Genomic DNA, 21,109 nt, shown 5'->3' on the forward strand with positions numbered 1-21,109 from the left:
CAGGCACTTTGGGTGCTTCCGAGTGTGAGGAACAATAGGCGGCCTATGGACCGCCCCCACCGTCGCCACCGCACCTGGCCCGGGTACACCCCCGAGCAGCTGGCAGCGCGCGCCGCCGTCGTCCCCACCATCAGCTACCCCACCGAATTGCCGGTGAGCGCCCGCCGCGAAGAGATCGCCGCCGCCATCCGTGACCACCAAGTAGTGATCGTGGCCGGGGAAACCGGCTCCGGCAAAACCACCCAGCTGCCCAAGATCTGCCTGGAACTAGGCCGCGGCATCAGCGGCATGATCGGGCACACCCAGCCGCGCCGGATCGCCGCCCGCTCCGTAGCGGAACGCATCGCCCAGGAACTAGCCACCCCCATCGGCCGCGACGGCGTGGTGGGCTACCAGGTGCGCTTCACTGAAGAGGTCGGCGCCAACACCCTGGTCAAGCTCATGACTGACGGCATCCTGCTCGCCGAAATCCAGTCCGACCCCGAGCTGCGCCGCTACGACACGATCATTGTGGACGAGGCCCACGAACGCAGCCTCAACATCGACTTCATCCTGGGTTACCTGGCGCGCCTGCTGCCCAAACGCCCCGACCTGAAAGTCATCATCACTTCCGCCACCATCGACTCGGCGCGCTTCGCCGAACATTTTGGGCACGACGCCGTAGACGACCGGGGCCAGTCGGCCCGCGTACCCGCCCCGGTCATTGAAGTTTCAGGCCGCACCTACCCGGTGGAAATCCGCTATCGGCCTCTCGCACCCGAGGCGGAGGCGGAGCCTAATGCCACCTCCCGGGAAGAGGAACGCGACCAGATCACCGGCATCCTCGACGCCGTCGATGAGCTTATGGACACCGGCCCCGGCGACATTCTGGTCTTTCTAGCCGGAGAGCGGGATATTCGTGACACCGAGTCCGCTCTCATGGACCACCTAGGCCCCCGCTACACCCCCGACGGCCGCAGCCGCACCCCCGCAGCGGTGGAAGTCGTTCCCCTGTTCTCCCGGCTGAGCGCCGCCGAGCAGCACCGCGTCTTTGCGGCCCACTCCTGCCGCCGCATAGTGCTAGCCACCAACGTGGCCGAAACCTCCCTGACCGTGCCCGGCATCCGGTACGTGGTAGACCCTGGCTTGGCACGCATCTCCCGCTACTCCAACCGCACCAAGGTCCAACGCCTACCCATTGAGCCCATCAGTCAGGCCAGTGCCTCCCAACGCTCAGGCCGCTGCGGGCGCGTGGCCGACGGCGTCGCCATCCGCCTGTATTCGGAGACGGACTTTGTGGCCCGCCCCGAGTACACCGAGCCGGAAATCCTGCGCACCTCCCTGGCCTCGGTGATCCTGCAGATGGCGGCCCTAGGTCTAGGAGCGGTGGAGGACTTCCCCTTCATTGACCCGCCCGAGGCCCGCTCCATCCGCGATGGCCTGCAACTACTCACGGAAATTGGGGCGATTGAGGTACCGGGGGCCCGCCGGAGCCCGGCCTCTTCCCGGGCCAGCCGCCGGGGGCCTCGCCTCACCCAGATCGGCCGCCGCCTAGCCCGGCTCCCCATCGACCCACGCCTAGGCCGCATGCTGCTGGAGGCTGGGGAACTGGGCTGCGCCGGGGAAGTCATGGTGATCGTCTCAGCCCTGTCTATCCAAGACGTCCGCGAGCGCCCAACCGACCGCCAAGAGGCCTCCGACGCCCTGCACCGGCGCTTCGCAGACACCAGCAGTGACTTCCTGACCTACCTGAACCTGTGGCGCTACCTGCGCACCCAGCAGCGTGAACTCTCCGGCTCGGCCTTCCGCCGCATGTGCCGCGCTGAGTTCCTGCACTACCTGCGGGTGCGCGAGTGGCAGGACGTGCATGCCCAATTGCGTCAGCTCGCCCGCCCCCTGGGGCTCAATGCCGCCCCGGTGGAGCTGCCTACCGCCCGGGCAATCCGCACTGCCGGAGCCGCTCTGGAGCCGGGGACGCAGGCCGCGCAGATTGCGAACGGAGATGTGGCGGCCGCCGTCGTCGCCCTGGGGCGCAGTGCGGATACCCCCGATGCGGACGCCATCCACCGCTCCTTGCTGGTGGGCCTGCTCTCGAACGTCGGCAACTGGGATGAGCGACGGCGTGAGTATGCGGGGGCGCGTGGCACCCGCTTTACGATCTGGCCGGGCTCAGGCCTGCGCCGCAAGACCTATGACTGGGTAATGACGGCGGAGCTGGTGGAAACCAGTCGGCTCTTTGCTCGCACCGTTGCCAAGGTGGATTCCCGTTGGGTGGAGGCGGCAGCGGAGCGGGCCGGTTTGCTTAAGCGCGTGCACGGCGAGCCTTACTGGTCCACGCGGCACGGGGCCGCGATGGTGCACGAGAAGGCGCTGCTGTACGGGATGACTCTGGTGGCGGATCGGGCTGTGCCCCTGGCGAGTGTGGGTTCGGCGTCGGCCCGTGAGGTGGCGCGGGAGATGTTCATCCGCTCCGCTTTGGTGGAGGGTGACTGGCATTCGCGGCATGGCTTTGTGCAGCGCAACCGGGAGCTGGTGGAGGAGCTGGGGGATGTGGAGCGGCGCCGCCGCGAGCACGGCCTGCTGGCGGATGACTCGGCGCTGTTTGCTTTCTACGACGATCGTCTGCCGGAGTCGGTTTATGGCGCGAATGACTTTGATGCCTGGTGGAAGCGGGAGAAGGGGCGGCACCCGCAGCTGCTGGACTACACGCGCGAGCTGCTGCTGCCGGGTGGTGACGACGCCGCCGGGCACCCTGACACCTGGGTGCAGGGGGATCTGACGCTCGGCCTGGAGTATGTCTTTGAGCCCGGTCAGGCGAACGACGGCCTAAGCGTGCTGGTGCCTGTGGAGGTGCTGGGGCGGCTACAGCCTGCGGGCTTTGACTGGTTGGTGCCGGGGCTGCGGGCCGAATTGGTGGTGGCTACGATTCGGGCCCTGCCCAAGCGGGTGCGCCGTCAGCTGGTGCCCGCCCCTGATGTGGGCGAGCAGCTTTGGGCGGTGTTGCGCGAAGAGTACGGCGCCGGGGGCGGCAGTCCTGCCGCCGGAGGTTCTGACGACGGCGGCGCGGGCACGGCGGCGTCTGAGCTGGGAACTGGGCAGACGAGTGCCCCGGAGTTGTCCTTCCGGGAGGCTTTCAGCGCGGTGGTCTCACGCCTGCGGGACGTGGAGGTGAGCGCCGCCGACTGGGCGGAGGCGCAGGAGCGATTGCCGGAGCACCTGCGCATGTCCTTTGTGGCCTTGGATGCGGCTGGCCGGGAGATTGGGCGCAGCAAGGACTTGGTGGACTTGCAGAAGCGGCTGGCTGGTCGCTCAGAGCAGGCGGTGCGCTCAGCCGTGCGCGGCGCCCTGGCGCAGGCCCTGGCGGAGGCGCAGCAGCGTGAGGACCGCAAGCGTGGGCGCGGCAAGGGCAAGGGGCGTGAGCGCACTGGCGCCGCAGTCGGTGACGGCAGCACGGCGACGCCCTCGGGTGGTGGCGCAGGCGGTGCAGCGGGCGGGGTTGCGCGTGCTCGCGCCGGCGGCAAAGCCATCGCTGGGCCCGCCGGGGCGCAGCTGCCTAGCAAGGTGGGCCTGGCGGAGAAAGCGGGTCTGTGTGACTGGCCGGTGGGCGTCGTCGGGTTGGAGGGGCCGGAGCGATCCACTATCCCGCAGGCGGTGGAGTCCACGGGTCGGGCGGGGCTGGTGGTGCGTGGCTATCCGGCGCTGGTGGCCACGGGCCCGCTGAGCGCGGACCTGCGGATCTTGGGCGATGGGGCTGCGCAGGCGCGGGCGCATGGGGCAGGCGTCCTTGCCTTGGCGCTGGCGCGCACCGTGCTGCCCACTGCCCGGGTTACCAGCCGTTGGACCGCCAAGGAGACGCTGACGCTGGCGGCCTCCCCTTATCAGAGCACGGAGGAGTTGGTGACGGAGCTGCAGCTGGCAGCCGCCCGGGTAGTGGCCAAGCGCTGGGCCCAGAGTGCTGGGTTGGGGGAGTCCGGGCTTGGCAAGTCCGGGCTGGCGGGCCTGCGCGAGCGCGCGGTTTTCGAGCAGCTAGTGACGGTGATGCGTCAGGAGTTGGAGGATGAGGTTTACCGCGTGGCGCAGCAGGTGGCGGCAGCTCTGACGAATCTGCGGGAGCTAGAGCGGGTGGTGACGGCGTCGACCTCCTTGGCGCTGCTGGGCACGCTACAGCAGGTGCGTGAGCACGCCGCCACCCTGGTATTTGCGGGCTTTGTGGCGGCGACGCCCGCCGAGCAGTTGGCGCATTTGCCCCGATTCCTGCGGGCCTTGGCCTTGCGGGTGGAGAAGGCGCAGGCCTCCCCACATCAGGATGCGGCTTTGGCCTATCAGGTGCGCCAGGCAGAAGAGGTGGTGGCGGCGGCCCGGGCCCGGGTGGCAGCCCTGCCTGCCGACGCCGAGCGTGAGGCGGTGCTGGAGGAGGCGCGCTGGATGCTGGAGGAGCTGCGGGTGAGCCTATTTGCGCAGACCCTTGGGACTAGCCGCAAGGTCAGCCCTCAGCGCATCAACAAGCTCGTCGCCAGCCTCTAAACGCTGGCGCCCTTAGCACGCAGCTCACGCGCCCACGCCAATCCCTGCGGCGGCATTCGCCAGAGTCACCACCCCGGGGCATAAGCCCGGCGGACACTGCTCACGGGCTTGCTAACCAGGCACCGCTCCCCATTCAACCCCCTCCAAAAATCGCTGTGATTACGCCACAATCTCTATATGGCTTCCTCCGACCTCGGTTGCGAAACTCGGCCTCTCGCAACCACTCCATCTAGCTTGCAACTGAGCACTGCCCCGCACTCCCCTGCGCTCAGCCGCCGCTCAGCCCTAGCTCTGGCCGCATTGGCCAGCGGCGTCGCCTCCGGTCTGCTGAGCGGCTGCAAACTGCCGTTCATGCGCAAGCAATTGGGTGGAACCGAACTCAGCAGCTCACTGACTCGCCTCACCCCCAGCCTGCAGGAAGCACCGGAGCTCACCTCCGCCGTCGCCGCTTGCGATCAACTTGGTGCGCAGCTTCTAGCCAGCCAGCTGGCCGACGGCGCCCACGCCAACGCCCTAGCCAGCCCCGCCTCCCTAGCCCTGAACCTGGCCACCGCCGCCGTCGGCGCCACCGACCCCGCCACCCAGGGTCTCAACACCTTGTTGGGCTGCACTGACGAGGCCGCACGCAACACCACCTGGGCGGCAGCCACCGCCGCGCTGAACCAAGCCAAGGCAGCACAAGCCACCCCAACCGTGAATCTCTCCCTGCCACGCCTGGACCTGCAGACAGGCGCCAAGGGGGTGGACCTCCTCCCGGTGCTGGAGGCTTTGGGCGCAGATATCAAGCCCATGGGGCGGATCAACCCGCAGTATCAGACCCTCGAATATCGCCAACAGGTGCGGCTAATTGTGCAAGAGGATGGCACCAAAGCTGCCGCCGTCACCGAGCACCGCAGCGGAAAGACCGCAGTGAATATTGGCGACGTCGTGGATTTCGTGGTGGACCACCCTTATGTGTTGCGGCTGCGCGATCTAGCCACCGGCCTGTGCCTGTTTGAGGCGGTCATAAACTCGCCAAACTGAGCTGGCCTGGCGGCGCGGCCCCTGGCTGTCAGTCGCCACGGCGGGCACAGCCACCGCTGCCCTCGCCAAGGCGGGCACAGCCACCGCTTACAAGACTGCGGACACGAGTCGGCAGACATTGTCCACATAGCGACGGCGCCACGGCTCGCGCGCCCACTGTTCAGCAGTCAGCTCAGTGGAGCGTTCCCGATAGATAGCGTCATTGGCGCGCAGCAGGTCATCCAGGTCCCCACCAAAGGCCAACAGCATGACCTCGTAGTTCAGGGCGAAGGAGCGGAAGTCCATATTGGAGGAGCCGATCACCGCCACTTCGTCGTCCACTGTCATGTATTTGGAGTGCAGCACGGTGGGGGCGGGGTAACGGAAGATGCGCACCCCGGCGGACAGCAGCGCCCCGTAATAGGAGCGTTGTGCGTGGTTGACGATGAACTGGTCGGATTCCAAGCCCACGAAGAGTTCCACCTCAACCCCCCGGTAGGAGGCGGTTGTCAGGGCGGATAGCAGTGCCTCGTCAGGGATGAAGTAGGGGCTGGTGATGGAGACCTTGCGCGTGGCGTTTGAGATGAGCGTGAGGAACATGCGCAGGTTGGGCTCAGTGGGGTAGCCCGGGCCGGAGGGCACCAGTTGCATGGCATTGACGACGGCGTCGGGCCGCCCGGGCTGGGGGGCTGGTGCCCCCACCGGTTCACTGGCTTGGGCTTGCGCCACTAGCGGCAGGACCTGTTGGGTGGAGAGGTCTTCATCGGATTCGAAGAACCAGTCCATGGCGAAGATGGCCTCGGCCTCCAGCACAATCTCTCCGGTGACTTCCACGCTCAGGTCCTGCCATTTGCGGCCTGAGTTGAGGTTGCGGCGCGAGAGATAGTGCGGATCGATGATGTTGTGGGAGCCGATGAAGGCCCGCTCGGAGTCGATGGTCAGGAGCTTGCGGTGGTTGCGCAGGTCGGGGCGGCGGAAGCGGCGTTTATGTGGCAGCAGCGGCATGGTGAGTCGCCAGGTCACGCCGATGGCGTCCAGCCGCGCTCCAAAGCGCCGCCAGCCGGGGTATTTGCGGGAACCCAGATGGTCCACCAGCAGTCGCACTTTGACGCCGCGCTCCACTGCCCGGGCAAGCGCTTGGTAGAAGATGTCGGTGGTGTCATCCCAAGCCTGGATGTAGAACTCCACATGCACGTGGTGGCGGGCTTTATCCACTGCGCGGGCCATCTCTAGGTACATGGCGCGGCTATCCACATGCACGGCCACCACCTCCCCCGTGACGCAGGGCAGGCCGGTGAGGTTGTGGTTCATGCGGAGAATGCCGGTGAGCTGCGGGGTGGCGCTGGCCCCGGCAGGTAGGAGGGAGCGTCCGGCGGTGAACTGGTGGGCCAAGCTGGTGACCTCCTCCTGCTGCTGGCGCCGGCGGCCGTGGACCCAGGGGCTGCCCAGGAAGATGTAGAGCGGCAGGCCGATTAGGGGTAGCAGGAAGATGGTCAGCAGCCAGGCGGTGGAGGAGGAGGGACGCCGGTTCTCAGGCACGATGCCCAGCGCGACGAATTTGATGAGGTAATCCCCCGCCACCAATGCCGTCGTGAGAACAGGCTGCGTGTCCCAGTTCATGGGGTAATCCTCGCATGCGGTTACCTGGAGAGGTGGCGCCGCCGGTACTGACGCACCCCACCCCCGAGACATGGCGAAGGCCCGCACCCGGTTGGATCACCCGGGGCGGGCCCTTCGCAATGAGGTCCTCCATCCGGTTCCCAGCCGGAAGTGGATCCCTCCTTCACCGAGTGGACCTTCATGTTCCCTTGACCATGAACTTGTCCCGTTGATGACCTTTCATCGGCGCTCCCCAGCACCTCCGGGCCGCCACCGTTCGGCGGTGAGATAACTATGCACAGCTCACCTGGAAGCTCACCCACATTAACCCTGGGAACTCCCTGGCAAAACGTCCTGTCATTTCATTGCCTAGCATGCCGGTTTTCAGCGACATATCGGGCTCAGGTTGACGGCGTCGGGTCCCCAAACCAGGTGCGGAAGTAGCCATAGAAGTTCCAATTACCCCAGCTAGTGCAGTCATCCCCACCCGAAGCCGCCGCCGGATTCGGCTGGAATGGCGTGTAGGCATATAACCCCGCCGTCGCCTGATTAACCACCTGCAGCGGCGCGTGACCACAAGTCGCCTGCGGCGAGTAAGCCAGCTCCACCGGTCTGCCCGCCACCACCTGGTAGTTGCCGGGGTTCAGGCGGTAGCGCTGGAACTGGGAGGCAGCCCCATACAACTGACGGAACAGCCCCACAAAACTCGGGTCACAGCTCCCGCCGTCTGGGCAGGCGTAGCCGGTAGCCGAGGCATAGTCGGTGGCAGTCAGGGCGCGCCCGGAGGCCGTGAGCAGCCCCTGTTCCTTTTGCAGCAGCACCAGCAGCACCTGTGGGTTGATGTCACAGGCGGCAGCCACCTTGTGGATGATCGTGGCCGCCGACTCCCCCTGAGCACCCGCATAACCACCCGGACAGGTAATGCTGGGCTCACGGTCCTCCGTGTCCACCATGACCTGCGCCAAGCAGGGGGTGCCGTCGCGGCCCGGCACGCAGCCTGCGTTGACCTGCGTGATGAAAGCGGAGACCTCCTGCTCGCTCATGGTCTGCGAGTTATAGAAGACCTCATCGTCAATGATGTGGGCGGCGTCAAAACCCGTCATATCCAGGGACACCGGGGCCGGAGCGGAGACCTCATCAGTTGTACCCGGCAGGGAGACCAGGGTTGGATGCGCCGCGCCAGCCCGATTCCAAGTGTCAAACCAGCTCCGCAGACTCTGAGCCGCCAGCAGCAAGCAGACGATTAGACCCAAGCCGATCGCCAGCATGACAATGCTCCCCAAGCTAGGGAGAAAGCGACGGCGTCGGTTGCGGCGGGCAGAGCCGTTGCGGGGCCGGGCGCTGCGCGGGGTAGGGATGCTCATTGCGGTCATATTCGCATACCGGCCAGGACCAACCCGCACAGCTAGCCGCCTTAGGATGCCGTCATGCAGCTGCCCGAGGTCCTGAGTCTGGCCCGTCAGCTCCTGACCCAGCACGGTTTGCAGGACTGGGAGGTGCGCCTGGATCGGGCTCTACGCCGCGCTGGGCAATGTGATGAACGCCGCCGCCGCATCACCGTCTCCCGGCACCTAATGGAGCTCTACACCGAGGCGGAGGTCCGCGAGACGATCCTGCACGAGGTGGCGCACGCTCTGGTCGGCAACCGGCACGCACACGACGCCGTCTGGGTGGCGCAGGCCCGGCAGATCGGTGCCAGCGGCGCCCGCCTGGTGCCCCACAGCGCCCCACGAATCAAGGGCCGCTGGGTGGGGCACTGCCCGGCTGGGCATGAGGTGGACCGCACCCGCCGCCCCACCACACCTTTAGCTTGCGCGCGTTGCTCACGCCGCTTCAGCCTGGAAAACCTCATCTCCTGGTGCCACGACGGCGTGCCCGTAGCGCACGAGGCCTTAGGCCCGGGCTACAACCGCGCCCTCAAGCACGCCCTGCGGCAGGCCCGCAAGCGCCCTCGCCGCCCCCGAGGGTGAGCTGCGCTGAGCTGAGCCGCGCCCAAAGTTGAGCTGCCCCCCAGAGCTAATGCTGCGCCCCCGCAAATCACGCCCAGAGCAGGCCCGGCCTTCACGCCCAGGCAGCCGGTGCCACACCCAAGGCACAAGCACACCAGCCCAAAGCACAGCCCGCGTTAAGAGACCAGCTCATGAGCGGCCAAGAGCACCAGGGCACAGGTCCAAGCCAACGGGGCAGGGCCAGCCGGACTGCCATCAGCCAGCACCTTCTCCGGCAAAGCGCCTGCTGCCGTGCGGTGCGCCTCCAACCAAGCCAACAGCTCCTCCGCCTCCTGGCGCCAGCCGAGCCCAGCCGCCGACCAAGCCAACAGCGCCGTCTCCGGGGTCCAGGAGACGCCGTCGCGCCGCCACCCCTCCCCTGGCGCCACCCCACCGGCAGGTCGCGCCATGCGAGCCAAGGCCGTCGTCCGCACCGCCTCTGCTCCAGGCAGGGCGGTGGTGAAGGGCGGCAGCACTAAGGCGAGGGCAGCGTCGATCTGCCCCGGTGAACCGACCGCAGCCCCCACCCGCTCGGGGTACCTACCCCAGGTGGGGGCGTAAGCACGGCACATGGCTTCCCGCAATCTGGCGGCGCTGGCGGCAGCACGCGCGCTGAGCCCCTCCGGCAAGCCGGGCCGCGTAGCCACAGCTTCCAGGCCCAAAAGCGTGGCGGCGGCAGTGCCCAGAGTAGTGAAGCGTTCACGCACCTCCCAGTAGTCAGGACTGGCTGGGGGCAGGCCGGTAGGCCCGGCAGTAAGCCGCACAAGCCGCTCGCCGCTGCGGCACAAAGCCGCCTCCAAGGTGGCCAGGTCATCTGGGCGACTGCCCGTTGGCAGGACCTTAAGCACCCCCACGCTGGCCCAGGTGAACCAGCCGACGCCGTCGGTCTGTGGTGGGCGGGCGTCTGGCAGCCCACCGGCGGCGGTGTAGCGGGCTGCGTAGCTGCCGTCGGGGCCCTGCAAACTGGCCAGATGGGTCAGCACAGCCAAGGCCTCGTGGTGCAAGCCGCAGCGGGCCAGAGCTAAGGCGGCAAAGGAAGCGTCGCGTGGCCAGGTGTAGCGCCACCAGCTCACTGGCCCAGCGACGACGGCGCCGCGCGGGTAGGCGGTGTTAGCCAGCACTGGGCCGGTCAGGGCCAGCAGATCATCCAGGGCCGCAGAGCACAGCGCCTCCCAGCGTCCCGCAGGCAGTTGCGCCCCAGCCCGGCGGTCCCGCGCCGCCTGGGCCAAGCGCTCCCGCTGCACGGGATCCAAGCCCCGGGAGGTGACGGAGTCATCTGCGGGCACGCGACTGCCGGGCAGGTAGGTGGGAGCCACCCCGGGGGGCAAGGGCCACAGCACGCCGTCGGCACCTACGGCAAGACCACCGCTGAGCAGGGTGGGGGTGGGGCGCTGCAGCAAAGCGCGCACGCCAAGGCCGCCAAGGAGCGCGGCAGCAGGCAGGGAGGCGGCGCCGAGCAGGAAGTTACGGCGTCGCAATCCCAGTTCTCACTCCTGGAAGTCTGCGCGCAGCACAACCACCAACGGGTTGGAACCGGTGGCCTCAGTGGACTTCTGCACGTTCTTGATCTTGAGGGTGTCAGCCAGTGCGCGGGCCGTGGGCTGGTGCTTATCGTCCCCGTAGAAGACCGTGGAGGTGGCCGGGTCGTTACCCGAGTAGATGCCCTGAGAAACCGTCACCGAGGTGTAGCCGGCGTTGCGGAGGCGGTCACCGGTGCGGCCCGCCAGGCCGGAAACGGTGGTGCCGTTGTGCACCGTCACCCCCAGGGTGAAGTCAGTAGAGGACGGGGCCCCACTAGCCGTGGCACCGCCGCCAGCTGATCCCGTCTCCGGTACCACGTTGCCGACGGAAGCAGTGGGCGAGACCCCGGGCTGTTCAGCCTGTGGGGCGGCGGTGGCCTTGGCCGTCGGCTTGCTCTCAGGGCTGCCCGCAGAGCTACCCAGCATGGCGACGGCCCCCCAGGCGAGAAGCGGTGCAATAACAATGACCAGCAGCAGCGGCAGCCAGCTGCGCCAAGCAGGAAGCTGGGCGCGGTGCACGCCGACGGGGGAGATGCCGTCGGTTTCAGCGTCAAACTCGTCGGGTGAATAGCTGTACGGGCTCACGGGTTCAGGCTACCGGCTTTCCACCCCATGGCACGCCAGGACACAGGTGCGCTGCGGGGCTTGTGGCCGACCTGTGGCATAACTCGTCTACGCTCCTGGACGTGAGCAACGCCAAGCCCCTCTCTCAGATCATTGACCCTTCCTGGGCGCGCGCCCTGGCACCGGTGGAGCCACTGGTGCATGAAATTGGTGAGCGATTGCGCCAGGAAACGACGGCGGGACGCGGCTATCTGCCAGCTGGAACTGACGTGCTGCGTGCCTTCACTTACCCGCTGGAGAGCGTGCGCGTGCTGGTTGTGGGCCAGGACCCTTACCCGACGCCGGGGCACCCGATGGGTTTGAGCTTCTCGGTGGCGCCGGGGGTGCGGCCACCGCGCAGTTTGGAGAACATTTTTACGGAGTTGGTAGCGGATCTAGGGGTGGAGCGGCCTACCTCGGGTGACCTGACGCCGTGGGCGCAGGCGGGAGTGATGCTGCTGAACCGAGTGCTGACGGTGCGTCCAGGTGCTCCGGCCTCCCACCAGGGTTGGGGTTGGGAGCAGGTGACCCAGCGGGCTATTGAGGCACTGGTTGAGCGCGGCGGGCCTCTGGTGGCGATCTTGTGGGGGCGTCAGGCGCAGTCATTGCAGCCTTTGTTGGGGTCGACGCCGGTGGTGGCCTCGCCGCACCCCTCACCATTGAGCGCCTCGCGGGGTTTCTTTGGGTCCCGGCCCTTCTCCAGGGCTAATGAACTGCTGGTAGCGCAGGGCGCCGAGCCGGTGGACTGGCGCTTGCCTTAAGGTCGACCTGCGTTTGGCCCCACTCCCTGTTCGGACAACCATTAGCCATTCGGACAACCATGCGCGCGGTCGTAGGTTGTCCAAAGGGCGTTTGGTTGTCCGAAAGGGAGGGGAGGGGAGGGAGGAGAGGCGGGCGGCAGGCTCTAGGGAACTTGCCCAGGGGACTACCAACTCTCGTGCCAAGAAGCCAAGAGCCCCACCTGAATGGAGCCGCGTATCGGACTCGAACCGATGACCTGCTGTTTACAAGACAGCTGCTCTACCAACTGAGCTAACACGGCGTGCGGTGAAGCCTACCTGCTTAAGCCCGCTTCACCGAATGGCGCGGGTGCGCGACCGAATCTCACTGCTCCGGTTCGTGCCCACGCGCCACCGAATCACTGGCCCGGGGTGGACTCCGGAGTCGCCTCTGAGGTCGCTTCCGACGTCGCCTCCGGGCTGGCCTCCGGGGTGACCGCCTCGGCGGCGCTGGGCGTCGCTGCGGGGGTGCTATCCGCGCCTCCGGCAGCCTTAATCGCGTCGGTCAGGCCGGTTGGGGAGGCGATCTTCCCTAGCTCCAGCACCGTCCCGTCATAGGTGACCACTGGGGTGCCCTTGAAACCCTTGTCAAAGAAAGCCTTGGTGCCCGCTGAGGTCCAAGCCGCGTACTGGTTCTTGGTGACGGCGTTGTCGAACTTCTTGGTGACGCTGGCGCTCACGCCCAGCGCTTCGGCGGCAGACTTCAACCCCTGCGTCTTGAGCAGGGACTGGTCCTGGGCCTTAACCGCTTTAAGGAACAGGTTGAGGATTGCGTTGTGGAAGTCGTAGGCGTGCTCAGGGGACTCGTCCAGCACCACACCCATAGTGTTGATAGCCACATCAGTCCACCCGGAGCCAAGGATCTTGCAGGGGTGCAGCATGAAGTTGACGGTGCCGTCTTCCACGAGCTTCTTGATCTCTTCGCCGTGCAGGGCCTCAAATTCGGCACAGTGGCTGCAGGAGTAGTCAAAGTAAAGGTCTAGGACCTTGGCTCCACTGTTGCTCGTGCCCACCTTCATGCCTTTGCCGAAGCTCAGCGCCCCGGCCGCGTCCGCTTGGGAAGGCACCGACTTGCCGGTGGTCGACCGGTCCCAGTAGACCAGCCCGCCCACGCCACCAACGACCGCCACGGCAGCGCCACCAATCAGGCTGCGTCGCGTGATCTTGCGACGGCGCTCGGCGCGTTCCTGTTGCTCCCGCAAGGCCTGAGCCTGCGCTCGCGCCTGCTCACGCAGCTGGGTCTTGGAGTTACGGGATGATGCAGCTGCCACAGGCGCTCCTAAAACAGGCATAGTTGACGGTCTTTGACCAAGCGTTTTCAGGAGTCGAAACTAGCGAGGCTTACTGGATTTTGCCAGGGAGGCAGGTCACGTTCTCGCAGCGCCTAGCGGAACTCCGGCCCAGCGCCACTTCCAACTGCTGCCAGGCGACGCCGTCCAGAGTGCTCAAACCACCGGGGAAAGCGACATCCGGAGCAGGTAGCCGCGCCACAGCAAAAAGATTGCGAGACCCACCAGCAGGAGCACCAGCAGGCCGGTCAACAGACGTGGCCGCCCCTTGGGCACCACCTGTCCCAGGATGATCGCAGAGCCACGACGAGTCGCTTTACCCCAAGGCACAAACCAGGTGACCAAGAGATAGCAGGCAGTAACGCCAACCATCATCGCCACCAACTGGAAGTAAATCTGCCTCGACGGCGCTCCAGTGGCCTCAGGTGTGTCGAGTCCAATCGCGTTGTAAGCGGAAAGCATGGTCACCACTACCACGAGCACACCAATGAGCTGAGTGAAGAACCCGGACAGGAGTGAGCGCAAAAAGTACCAGGGGGAGCGCAGGATCTGCCCGGCCAGGGCATCGTCCGCGCGGCCTTGTTGCAGGCGCCGCCAGCGCAGGGCGTCGTCGGCGCGGCCCACAGTTCCGGCGATAACTTCCCAAATTGCCACCGCGATCATCACCCAGAAGGGGCGAATCATCGCCGGCACCAGCAACAGGACAGCAAAAGCTGCGGTGAGGCCTGGGCACTGCTCCGGCTCACGCGCCCATTCCGGCAGAGCTCCAGCTGGCGCCCCATCGCCAAAGGCAGGATTGCCGACGCCGTACCCACCGGCAGCGCTGTACCCGCCACCAGCTCCATACCCACCGGTCGCGCCATAGCCACCGGTGCTGCCCGTACCCCAACGCTCATACTGCGCATAGCCAGCCGACTGCGCACTGGGCACTGCAACCGCTTCTGCCCCGGTGAAGGCCGAAGGCGCACCGGCCACTCCCGGCCCGTAGTAGCCCGCGACTGCTGGCGCTGGCTGCACCTGGGGGGCTACCCCGTAATTGGCTGAAGGCACTGCGGTTTGGGCGCTCTGCGCTGGCATCGGCTGGTCCCAACCGCCACTGTTACCGCCTGCCGACGCCGGAACTTGCGGAGTTGGGTTAGCGACGTGGCCGTATTGACTTCCCGGCATGATCGCGGGCGGGAGCGCCTCACTGTTGCCGTAAGCGCCGTAGCCACTGGATTGGGCGGAGGCGGCTGATGGTGCTGCCGACGACGCCGACGCCACAGCGGAAGCAGCGGAGGCGCTGGCTCCGATGCCGTAACCCATAGAGCCGTAGGCAGGGCCTGCAGGCTCCGCAGCGGGGGCTTCTGGGCTGGCGCCCGCGTAATGCAAGACGGGGAAAGAGCCGGTGTCCGTCTCCTCCTCGTCAACGCCAAGCGCGTCGGCCCCCAGAATCTCTTTGACGGCCCATTCGCCGGTGCCGCCGTCGGCAATCTCATCTAAGACCGTGAGCAGGTCATCCACCCGCATGCGCCGGTCGACGCGCGGATGCAGGGCCTGGGTGAAGGCCACCGCGAGCGCAGGCCACTTCTCCGGCAGGTCTCCTAGCTCCGGGGTGCCGTCGTAGACCCGGCGGAAGACTGTCTGCCAGGGGCCGGAGCCGAAGGGTGCCTGCCCGGTGATCGCAAAGAGGATGACGCCAACGCAGGCGTAGCGGTCCACCTCCGCGTCCGGCTGGCCGCCGTCGAGCATTTCCGGGGGAATGAAGCCGGGGGTGCCGGTGACCTGACCGGTGCGGGTCAGGCGCGTGTCGTCCTCACTTTGGGCGATGCCGAAGTCGATCAGCACCGGGCCTTTGGCGCCAAGCATCACGTTGGAGGGTTTGAGGTCGCGGTGGATGACACCGGCGTCGTGGACGGCAGCTAGGGCGCCGACCAGCCCGTGGGCTAGGTCTGCTAGCTCGACGGCGTCCTGGGCGGGGTCGTAGGGGCCTTCTTGATCCACCTCATGCTGCAGGGTGGGGCCGTCAACCAGCTCGGTGACCACAAATGCGGGGGTGTCACCAACAGGTGTGGACTCAATGTCCAGGATGCGGGCCACGCGCTCGTCCTTGACGCGGCTGAGTACCGCTGCTTCACGCTCTAGGCGGCTGCGGGACACCGGGTCGGTAGCTGCCTGGGGGTGCAGCACTTTGATGGCGACGTGTCTGCCGCCGTCGTCGGTAGCATCCCAGACGACGCCCATGCCGCCGGCGCCCATGCGGCGTACTAGGCGGTAACCGCCAACAACTGAGCCCTCACGCAAGCCGCGCAGGGCGTGCGGCAGTTGCGCCGCACCGCCTGTGGGATCTGGGAGGCTCGTCATGGAAATCAGACTACCGGCCCACGGCCAAGGTCCTGGTATGAAGTGAATGCAGTGAGTTCCCCATTGACTTTGATGCTGACTCACATGCTCATATGACTGTCACATGTCGCGGGAGTGTGCAAAGATGAGCACGCCGTCGATGGCCGACGGTAAACAGTGTCAATGCGGACACAACGCATCGGCACCTTTCACGAAGGATCGTTCGGCACGTACCTGCCGGTGAAGGGAAGCGAATATGGCAACGGTGACTTTTGATCACGCCACCCGCATCTACCCGGGCAATGACCGCCCGTCTGTTGACCAGTTGAACCTTGAGATCGCGGACGGTGAGTTCCTCGTCCTAGTTGGTCCCTCTGGTTGCGGTAAGTCCACCTCCCTGCGCATGCTCGCGGGCCTAGAGGACGTCAACTCCGGTCGCATCCTGATTGGTGACCGTGACGTGACCGACGTCCAGCCCAAGGACCGTGACATCGCCATGGTCTTCCAGAACTACGCCCTGTACCCCCACATGACGGTGCACGACAATATGGGCTTCGCCCTGAAGATTGCGGGCACCCCCAAGGAGGAGATCGACAAGCGCGTCCGTGAGGCCGCCAAGATCTTGGGCCTGACCGAGTACCTGGACCGCAAGCCGAAGGCCCTCTCTGGTGGTCAGCGTCAGCGTGTGGCCATGGGCCGCGCGATTGTGCGCAAGCCCAAGGTCTTCCTGATGGACGAGCCGCTGTCCAACCTGGACGCCAAGCTGCGTGTGCAGACCCGCACGCAGATCGCCTCCCTGCAGCGCTCCCTGGGGGTAACCACCGTTTACGTGACCCACGACCAGACGGAGGCCCTGACCATGGGTGACCGCATCGCGGTCCTCAAGGACGGCATCCTGCAGCAGGTCGGCACCCCCCGCGAGATGTACGACACCCCCGCCAATGAGTTCGTGGCCGGCTTCATCGGCTCTCCCGCCATGAACCTGGGTCTGTTCGACGTCCAGGGTGACGTGGCCACCATCGGCAAGGCGCGGGTCCGCCTGTCTCGCGCCACGCTGGACGCCATGACCGAAGAGGACAACAACAAGGTCACCATCGGCTTCCGCCCGGAGGCCCTGGATGTGGTCTCTGCTTCGGATGAGGACTCCATCCCGGTGCGCCTGTCCTTCGTGGAGGAGCTCGGCTCCGACGCTTATGTCTACGGCGAGTTGGAGGGCGCGGAGGGCGCGGAGAACAAGCTCGGCTCTGGTGAGGACTCCAGCCAGATCATCGTCCGCGTGCCTCCGCGTACGGCTCCGGCTCCCGGCGAGATCGTCCACGTGCGGATTCGCCCCGGCCAGGAGCACATCTTCTCCGCTTCCACTGGCAAGCGCCTGCCGGCCTGATTCCCTAGCCGCCAACGGCATCTGTCACGCGCCCGACGATTCCGGGAGCCGCTGACTCCCTGAGCCTCGCCGTCGTCCCCTGTGGTCGACGGCGAGGCTCTGCTTCAATCAGATTGCTATGGGCAGTGAGGCTCACCACTGGCCCATCTAGGAACAACTACCTGAGAGAATGCGCCCATGCCTCCGGCTTTAAAGATCACCGCCGCCACGGTCGACCCCGCCCTACTTGACCTGCCTTGGGACATTCCGCTGGAGGATTGGCCCGCAGAGGTGTTGGCTGCCCTGCCGCGGGGCTTGTCCCGGCACGTGGTTCGTTTTGCCAAGCTCTCCGGGCGGGTGATCGCCGTCAAGGAGATTGGCGAGCACGTGGCTTACCGCGAATACGAGATGCTGCGGGACCTGGGGCGGGTGGGTGCGCCCTGCGTCACCCCCACCGCCGTCATCACTGGGAGGTGTGATAGCCACGGCGAGGAGCTCAACTCTGTGCTGGTCACTGAGCATCTGGCCTACTCCCTGCCGTACCGGGCCCTGTTCAGCCAGTACATGCGCCCGGAGACCGCCACCCGTCTGATTGATGCTTTGGCTGTGCTGCTGGTGCGTCTGCATTTGCTGGGCTTTTACTGGGGGGACGTGTCCCTATCCAATACTTTGTTTCGCCGCGACGCCGGGGCGTTTGCCGCCTATCTGGTGGATGCGGAGACTGGCGAGCTTTATCCGGAGGGCCTGACTGAGGGCAAGCGCCTGTACGACATTGACGTGGCCCGCACCAATATCATCGGCGAGCTCATGGACCTGCAGGCTGGGGCGCTGCTCGAGCAGAGTGTGGACACGATTGAGATTGGGGACCGGATTGTCCACCGCTACACCGAGCTGTGGGAGGTGCTCACCGCCAAGGAATCCTTCTCCATGGGTGAGCGCTGGCGGGTGGCTTCCCGCATTGAGAAGCTAAATGAGCTGGGTTATGACGTCGGTGAGCTGGACATGTCCACCACTACCGCAGACGGGGAGACTCGTATCTCAATTCAGCCCAAGGTGGTGGATGCCGGGCACTACCACCGCCAGGTCATGCGGCTAACCGGCTTGGACGTGCAGGAGCGTCAGGGGCAGCGGATGCTGAATGATCTGAAGTCGTACCGTGCGCTGACCGGCCGTAACCAGGATCCGTTGGAACTTGTGGCGCACGCCTGGATGGCGGATGTCTTTGAGCCGACTATCGCGGCTGTGCCGGCGGAGCTGCGCCGCAAGTTGGAGCCGGCGGAGATTTTCCACGAGGTGCTGGAGCACCGCTGGTATATGTCGGAGCGGGCGGGGCGTGATGTGAGCACACAGGAGGCGGTGGAGGATTACACCCATTGGGTGCTGCCCCAGCACTGGGATGAGCAATCCTACCTGTCCCTGGGCGACTCGCAGGAGATGGAGCAGATCTTTGCGGAGCAGCCTGAGGAGGAAGAGCTAATGGACGACGCCGAATTCGCGGCGCGGGACGAGGAGTCCCTTTCCGAGTACGACCAGAACCCCATGGGCTTTACCGCCGGGATGCGCTTCAAGGGCGAGTAGCCCACAAGGCATACCTGCATCTCAGGGACACAGGGCGACCGCCTGCCTCTAAACAGCCAAAAGTTGGTGTGGGGTAGGAACCATAGCTCCTACCCCACACCAACTTTGACAGTTCAGTCCTGTCTACTCAGGTTAGTTAGTCCTGCGCAATCAAACGGCGACGATACCTCAGCGCTAGAGTGCCTCCCGCTGCGAGCAGCAGCACCAGACCGGCTGCTGACAGAACCGGAACCGAGACACCAGTGCGAGCCAAGCTAGGGGCCTTTGGGGCTGGCTTAGCAGCGGTATACCCAGCTGTGTCAGCTATCTTTCCCGGGGATTGGGCGCCCTTGTCTCCAGGAACTGCTGGAGCAGTCGGCCCGGACTTCCCACCGGGTTTGGGCGTCTCAGGCTCAGGCGTGGGTTTGGGCGTCTCAGGCTCAGGCGTGGGTTTGGGCGTCTCAGGCTCAGGCGTGGGTTTGGGCGTCTCAGGCTCAGGCGTGGGTTTGGGCGTCTCAGGCTCACCCTTACGGGTTTTAACAATTGTGAAGGTGGCGCTAACACCAGGGCGCTTGAAAGTTACGGTGTACACACCGGTTGGCTGATCTTCAAATGTAGGCAAAGTCGTGCGCAGATCATAGGTGCCCATGGGCGGCTGGAACCTTCCCAGATGCACCTGACTGATGAAGTCCTGCGGACCTGTTATCTCAAGATCCACTTCCTGGTTATAGTCAAGACCGCTAATGACCACGTTGACGGGGTTGCCAGCCTTGACAACCTCCGGGGTTAGCTTGATTGCGATGCCATGCCTGACTCCATCAGTGGGTAGGTCAGACTGCTTGGACTGAGTTGTTGCCTCATCTGCTACTCCCGGCGCGGTCTGCTCAACGCTGCTAGACCGCCCAGTTTCCGGTTCAGCTGCAGTGGCAGTACTTCCCACTAACAAGGACATAGGAACAGCGAGTGCTACTGATGCAATTAATAGGTTTCTCTTCTTCATCATCTCCCTTTCAAAGAGCGACCAGCAGGGAAGATAGCGCCACCGTCACACCTGCGCAACCGACGTCATAAGCATCTGTAATCACACGTAGGTCAGTACGCACAGCGCACCCTTGCAAGTTCAGCAACTATGTGCTAGTGGACAGTCAGGCCGATGCTTCACGCTATCGCGATGTGCTACAGCGCTGTGTATGGTCTGGGCGCCGCTCATGACCACTATCAACCGCTGTGGCAACGGGCCCTCAGGCCTAACTCCCTGTAGCACCATGCAAGGCGCCCCAGGATCATCCGCAGGCGAGGGTGAAGCCCGTCAGGCCCCCAGCTCCTCGGCTACCAGGGCCATCTCCTCATCGGCACGGCGCCGCAACTCCAGGTGCCGCACCCACGACGACGTCGAGGCCTCCAACACCGAGTCGAGCAGCAACAGCACGCCACCAGCTAGTAGCCAGCGCGGCGTCACCCCCGTGCGGCCCCGGCGTCGCAGCGCAGTGCCTAGCAGCGCACCCCCCAGCCCTGCTTCCAAAGCCAAGCCAGCACGCACAATCCACGCCTTATCCGTAACCGTATGCACATAGGAGCGCCAGAAACCTGCCCCCGGCGTCGCGGGGTCCTGCAACATCAGGCCCACCGAGCGGGACACGGCATTGGACAGGCCACGCGGCTCATGCACCACCGCGCCGGGCACCTCCGCCGGAGCCAGCCGCCCCGTCAGCACCGAGCCCACAAAGTCCGGCAGTCCCAAGGCCGCCACCAGCGCCAGCAGCCCCTCAATCCCCGGGATCTGGATCGCCTTAGCCACCTCAGTCGGATCGGCTCCGGGCACGGCAGCCGCAATCACCGAGGCGTCAGTGCTGTCCTCCAACAGTTCCTTGACAAAAGCCAGCAGGGAGGGACCAGCATCCGCCACCCCACCCAGCACATAGCGCGAGCTCATGCCCCAGGAGTAGACGGCGTCGTCTTCCCCCTCAGCGGAGGTGATGGCACGCACCGCCATATCGTGCTCATCCACGGTCAGCACCAAGACCGGCAGGGAATCGTCATCCCAACCGAAGGTGCCCAGCGCCTGCCCCTCGCCCGCATACATAACCAGGCGGCGGTCCAGGCCCGGGGCGGAGGCCACAGCCAGGGAACGCTCCAGCAGGGTGGCCTGCAGAGGCACCGTGTAAGCGCTGAGCGGGGAAACCACCACGGTCCGTGAACTTGGGCTACTGCCGACGCTGATGGTGGGGAGTTCAACACCCTCCGGCAGGCCGTTAAAGGAGGCGGGGCCAATAGTTACATCGGCATGGAACTCCTGGGCCAAGGCCTCAGTGAGCTCGCTGATGCCAAGCCCGGCCACCACGCCGCCGCGGCTAGGGGGTGTAACTGCCACCCGACCCTGCACATCACAGGCCAGGGTCAGGGACAGCAAGTGTGGGCTGCTGGGGTACCACTCCAGGCGCCCCACCACGCTGCGCGCAGCCAGGAACTGAGCCACCGACTCCGGGGCCGTGCCAGGTGCAACAAGCACACCCTCAGTGCGGTTCCAAGTCGCGTTAGCGTCCGTAGTCATGTGGGCCTCCTCGGTCCGGCGGTGGTCCGGTCT

Annotated in this window: 14 protein-coding genes and 1 tRNA gene; 6 read left to right on the forward strand and 9 right to left on the reverse strand. The window is 65.8% G+C overall.

What is annotated here, in order from left to right; all coding sequences use genetic code 11:
• Positions 1–45 precede the first annotated feature (45 nt).
• Together hrpA and DR039_RS06425 are read left to right on the forward strand one after the other, a co-directional pair.
• Positions 46–4,503, forward strand: a complete 4,458-nt coding sequence (gene hrpA / locus DR039_RS06420; RefSeq protein ID WP_111836578.1) for an ATP-dependent RNA helicase HrpA — start codon at positions 46–48, stop codon at positions 4,501–4,503.
• A 177-nt stretch (positions 4,504–4,680) separates the two neighbouring features.
• Positions 4,681–5,526: a serpin family protein gene (locus DR039_RS06425; protein WP_111836579.1), complete on the forward strand. Its 846-nt coding sequence runs from the start codon at positions 4,681–4,683 to the stop codon at positions 5,524–5,526.
• A gap of 87 nt (positions 5,527–5,613) precedes the next feature.
• Here the strand turns inward: DR039_RS06425 and cls are convergent, their stop codons facing one another.
• Positions 5,614–7,125, reverse strand: a complete 1,512-nt coding sequence (cls, locus tag DR039_RS06430; RefSeq protein ID WP_111836580.1) for a cardiolipin synthase — start codon at positions 7,123–7,125, stop codon at positions 5,614–5,616.
• Between the two features lie 380 nt (positions 7,126–7,505).
• On the reverse strand, positions 7,506–8,468 hold the full coding sequence (locus DR039_RS06435) for a hypothetical protein (RefSeq protein WP_111836680.1): 963 nt from the start codon (positions 8,466–8,468) through the stop codon (positions 7,506–7,508).
• 63 nt (positions 8,469–8,531) lie between these two features.
• Between DR039_RS06435 and DR039_RS06440 the strand changes: the two genes are divergently transcribed.
• On the forward strand, positions 8,532–9,074 hold the full coding sequence (locus tag DR039_RS06440) for a SprT-like domain-containing protein (protein WP_111836581.1): 543 nt from the start codon (positions 8,532–8,534) through the stop codon (positions 9,072–9,074).
• A 155-nt stretch (positions 9,075–9,229) separates the two neighbouring features.
• On the opposite strand, the gene DR039_RS06445 is transcribed toward DR039_RS06440, so the two are convergent.
• On the reverse strand, positions 9,230–10,570 hold the full coding sequence (locus DR039_RS06445; RefSeq protein WP_229116857.1) for a glycoside hydrolase family 15 protein: 1,341 nt from the start codon (positions 10,568–10,570) through the stop codon (positions 9,230–9,232).
• Between the two features lie 9 nt (positions 10,571–10,579).
• The gene (locus DR039_RS06450; RefSeq protein WP_111836583.1) at positions 10,580–11,197 is read right to left on the reverse strand and encodes a LytR C-terminal domain-containing protein; all 618 of its coding nucleotides are present in this window, start codon (positions 11,195–11,197) and stop codon (positions 10,580–10,582) included.
• Positions 11,198–11,298: 101 nt separating this feature from the next.
• On the opposite strand from DR039_RS06450, the gene DR039_RS06455 reads away from it, so the two are divergent.
• Complete coding sequence (locus DR039_RS06455; RefSeq protein WP_111836681.1) at positions 11,299–11,976, forward strand: uracil-DNA glycosylase; 678 nt, start codon at positions 11,299–11,301, stop codon at positions 11,974–11,976.
• Between the two features lie 205 nt (positions 11,977–12,181).
• Here DR039_RS06455 and DR039_RS06460 read toward each other — a convergent pair.
• From DR039_RS06460 to DR039_RS06470, 3 genes are all read right to left on the reverse strand, one after another.
• Positions 12,182–12,257, reverse strand: a tRNA-Thr gene (locus tag DR039_RS06460).
• Between the two features lie 96 nt (positions 12,258–12,353).
• Positions 12,354–13,265 carry a DsbA family protein gene (locus DR039_RS06465; RefSeq protein ID WP_229116858.1) on the reverse strand — a complete coding sequence of 304 codons (912 nt, stop codon included), beginning with the start codon at positions 13,263–13,265 and terminating at the stop codon, positions 12,354–12,356.
• Between the two features lie 174 nt (positions 13,266–13,439).
• Positions 13,440–15,626, reverse strand: a complete 2,187-nt coding sequence (locus DR039_RS06470) for a serine/threonine-protein kinase (protein WP_111836585.1) — start codon at positions 15,624–15,626, stop codon at positions 13,440–13,442.
• Between the two features lie 235 nt (positions 15,627–15,861).
• On the opposite strand from DR039_RS06470, the gene DR039_RS06475 reads away from it, so the two are divergent.
• Both DR039_RS06475 and DR039_RS06480 read left to right on the forward strand, forming a co-directional pair.
• Entirely contained in the window at positions 15,862–16,989 is a 1,128-nt protein-coding gene (locus DR039_RS06475) for an ABC transporter ATP-binding protein (RefSeq protein WP_111836586.1), read from the forward strand.
• A gap of 177 nt (positions 16,990–17,166) precedes the next feature.
• Positions 17,167–18,546 (forward strand): DUF4032 domain-containing protein, encoded by a 1,380-nt coding sequence (locus DR039_RS06480; protein ID WP_111836587.1) that lies wholly within the window; start codon positions 17,167–17,169, stop codon positions 18,544–18,546.
• Positions 18,547–18,682: 136 nt separating this feature from the next.
• On the opposite strand, the gene DR039_RS11405 is transcribed toward DR039_RS06480, so the two are convergent.
• Both DR039_RS11405 and DR039_RS06490 read right to left on the reverse strand, forming a co-directional pair.
• Entirely contained in the window at positions 18,683–19,477 is a 795-nt protein-coding gene (locus tag DR039_RS11405) for a hypothetical protein (RefSeq protein WP_111836588.1), read from the reverse strand.
• A gap of 357 nt (positions 19,478–19,834) precedes the next feature.
• A complete protein-coding gene (locus DR039_RS06490) occupies positions 19,835–21,076 on the reverse strand; it encodes a hypothetical protein (RefSeq protein WP_111836589.1) in 1,242 nt (413 codons plus the stop codon).
• Positions 21,077–21,109: the final 33 nt, after the last annotated feature.

Origin of the sequence: Actinomyces bovis, from assembly GCF_900444995.1 — a bacterium.
Taxonomy (GTDB): domain Bacteria; phylum Actinomycetota; class Actinomycetes; order Actinomycetales; family Actinomycetaceae; genus Actinomyces; species Actinomyces bovis.

What these genes read in the sequence shown, in the direction of transcription:
- cls (WP_111836580.1), bottom strand. Translation starts at nt 7,125, where the DNA reads ATGAACTGGGACACGCAGCCTGTTCTCACGACGGCATTGGTGGCGGGG.
- DR039_RS06435 (WP_111836680.1), bottom strand. Translation starts at nt 8,468, where the DNA reads ATGAGCATCCCTACCCCGCGCAGCGCCCGGCCCCGCAACGGCTCTGCC.
- hrpA (WP_111836578.1), top strand. Translation starts at nt 46, where the DNA reads ATGGACCGCCCCCACCGTCGCCACCGCACCTGGCCCGGGTACACCCCC.
- DR039_RS06490 (WP_111836589.1), bottom strand. Translation starts at nt 21,076, where the DNA reads ATGACTACGGACGCTAACGCGACTTGGAACCGCACTGAGGGTGTGCTT.
- DR039_RS06425 (WP_111836579.1), top strand. Translation starts at nt 4,681, where the DNA reads ATGGCTTCCTCCGACCTCGGTTGCGAAACTCGGCCTCTCGCAACCACT.
- DR039_RS06480 (WP_111836587.1), top strand. Translation starts at nt 17,167, where the DNA reads ATGCCTCCGGCTTTAAAGATCACCGCCGCCACGGTCGACCCCGCCCTA.
- DR039_RS06440 (WP_111836581.1), top strand. Translation starts at nt 8,532, where the DNA reads ATGCAGCTGCCCGAGGTCCTGAGTCTGGCCCGTCAGCTCCTGACCCAG.
- DR039_RS06470 (WP_111836585.1), bottom strand. Translation starts at nt 15,626, where the DNA reads ATGACGAGCCTCCCAGATCCCACAGGCGGTGCGGCGCAACTGCCGCAC.
- DR039_RS11405 (WP_111836588.1), bottom strand. Translation starts at nt 19,477, where the DNA reads ATGTCCTTGTTAGTGGGAAGTACTGCCACTGCAGCTGAACCGGAAACT.
- DR039_RS06475 (WP_111836586.1), top strand. Translation starts at nt 15,862, where the DNA reads ATGGCAACGGTGACTTTTGATCACGCCACCCGCATCTACCCGGGCAAT.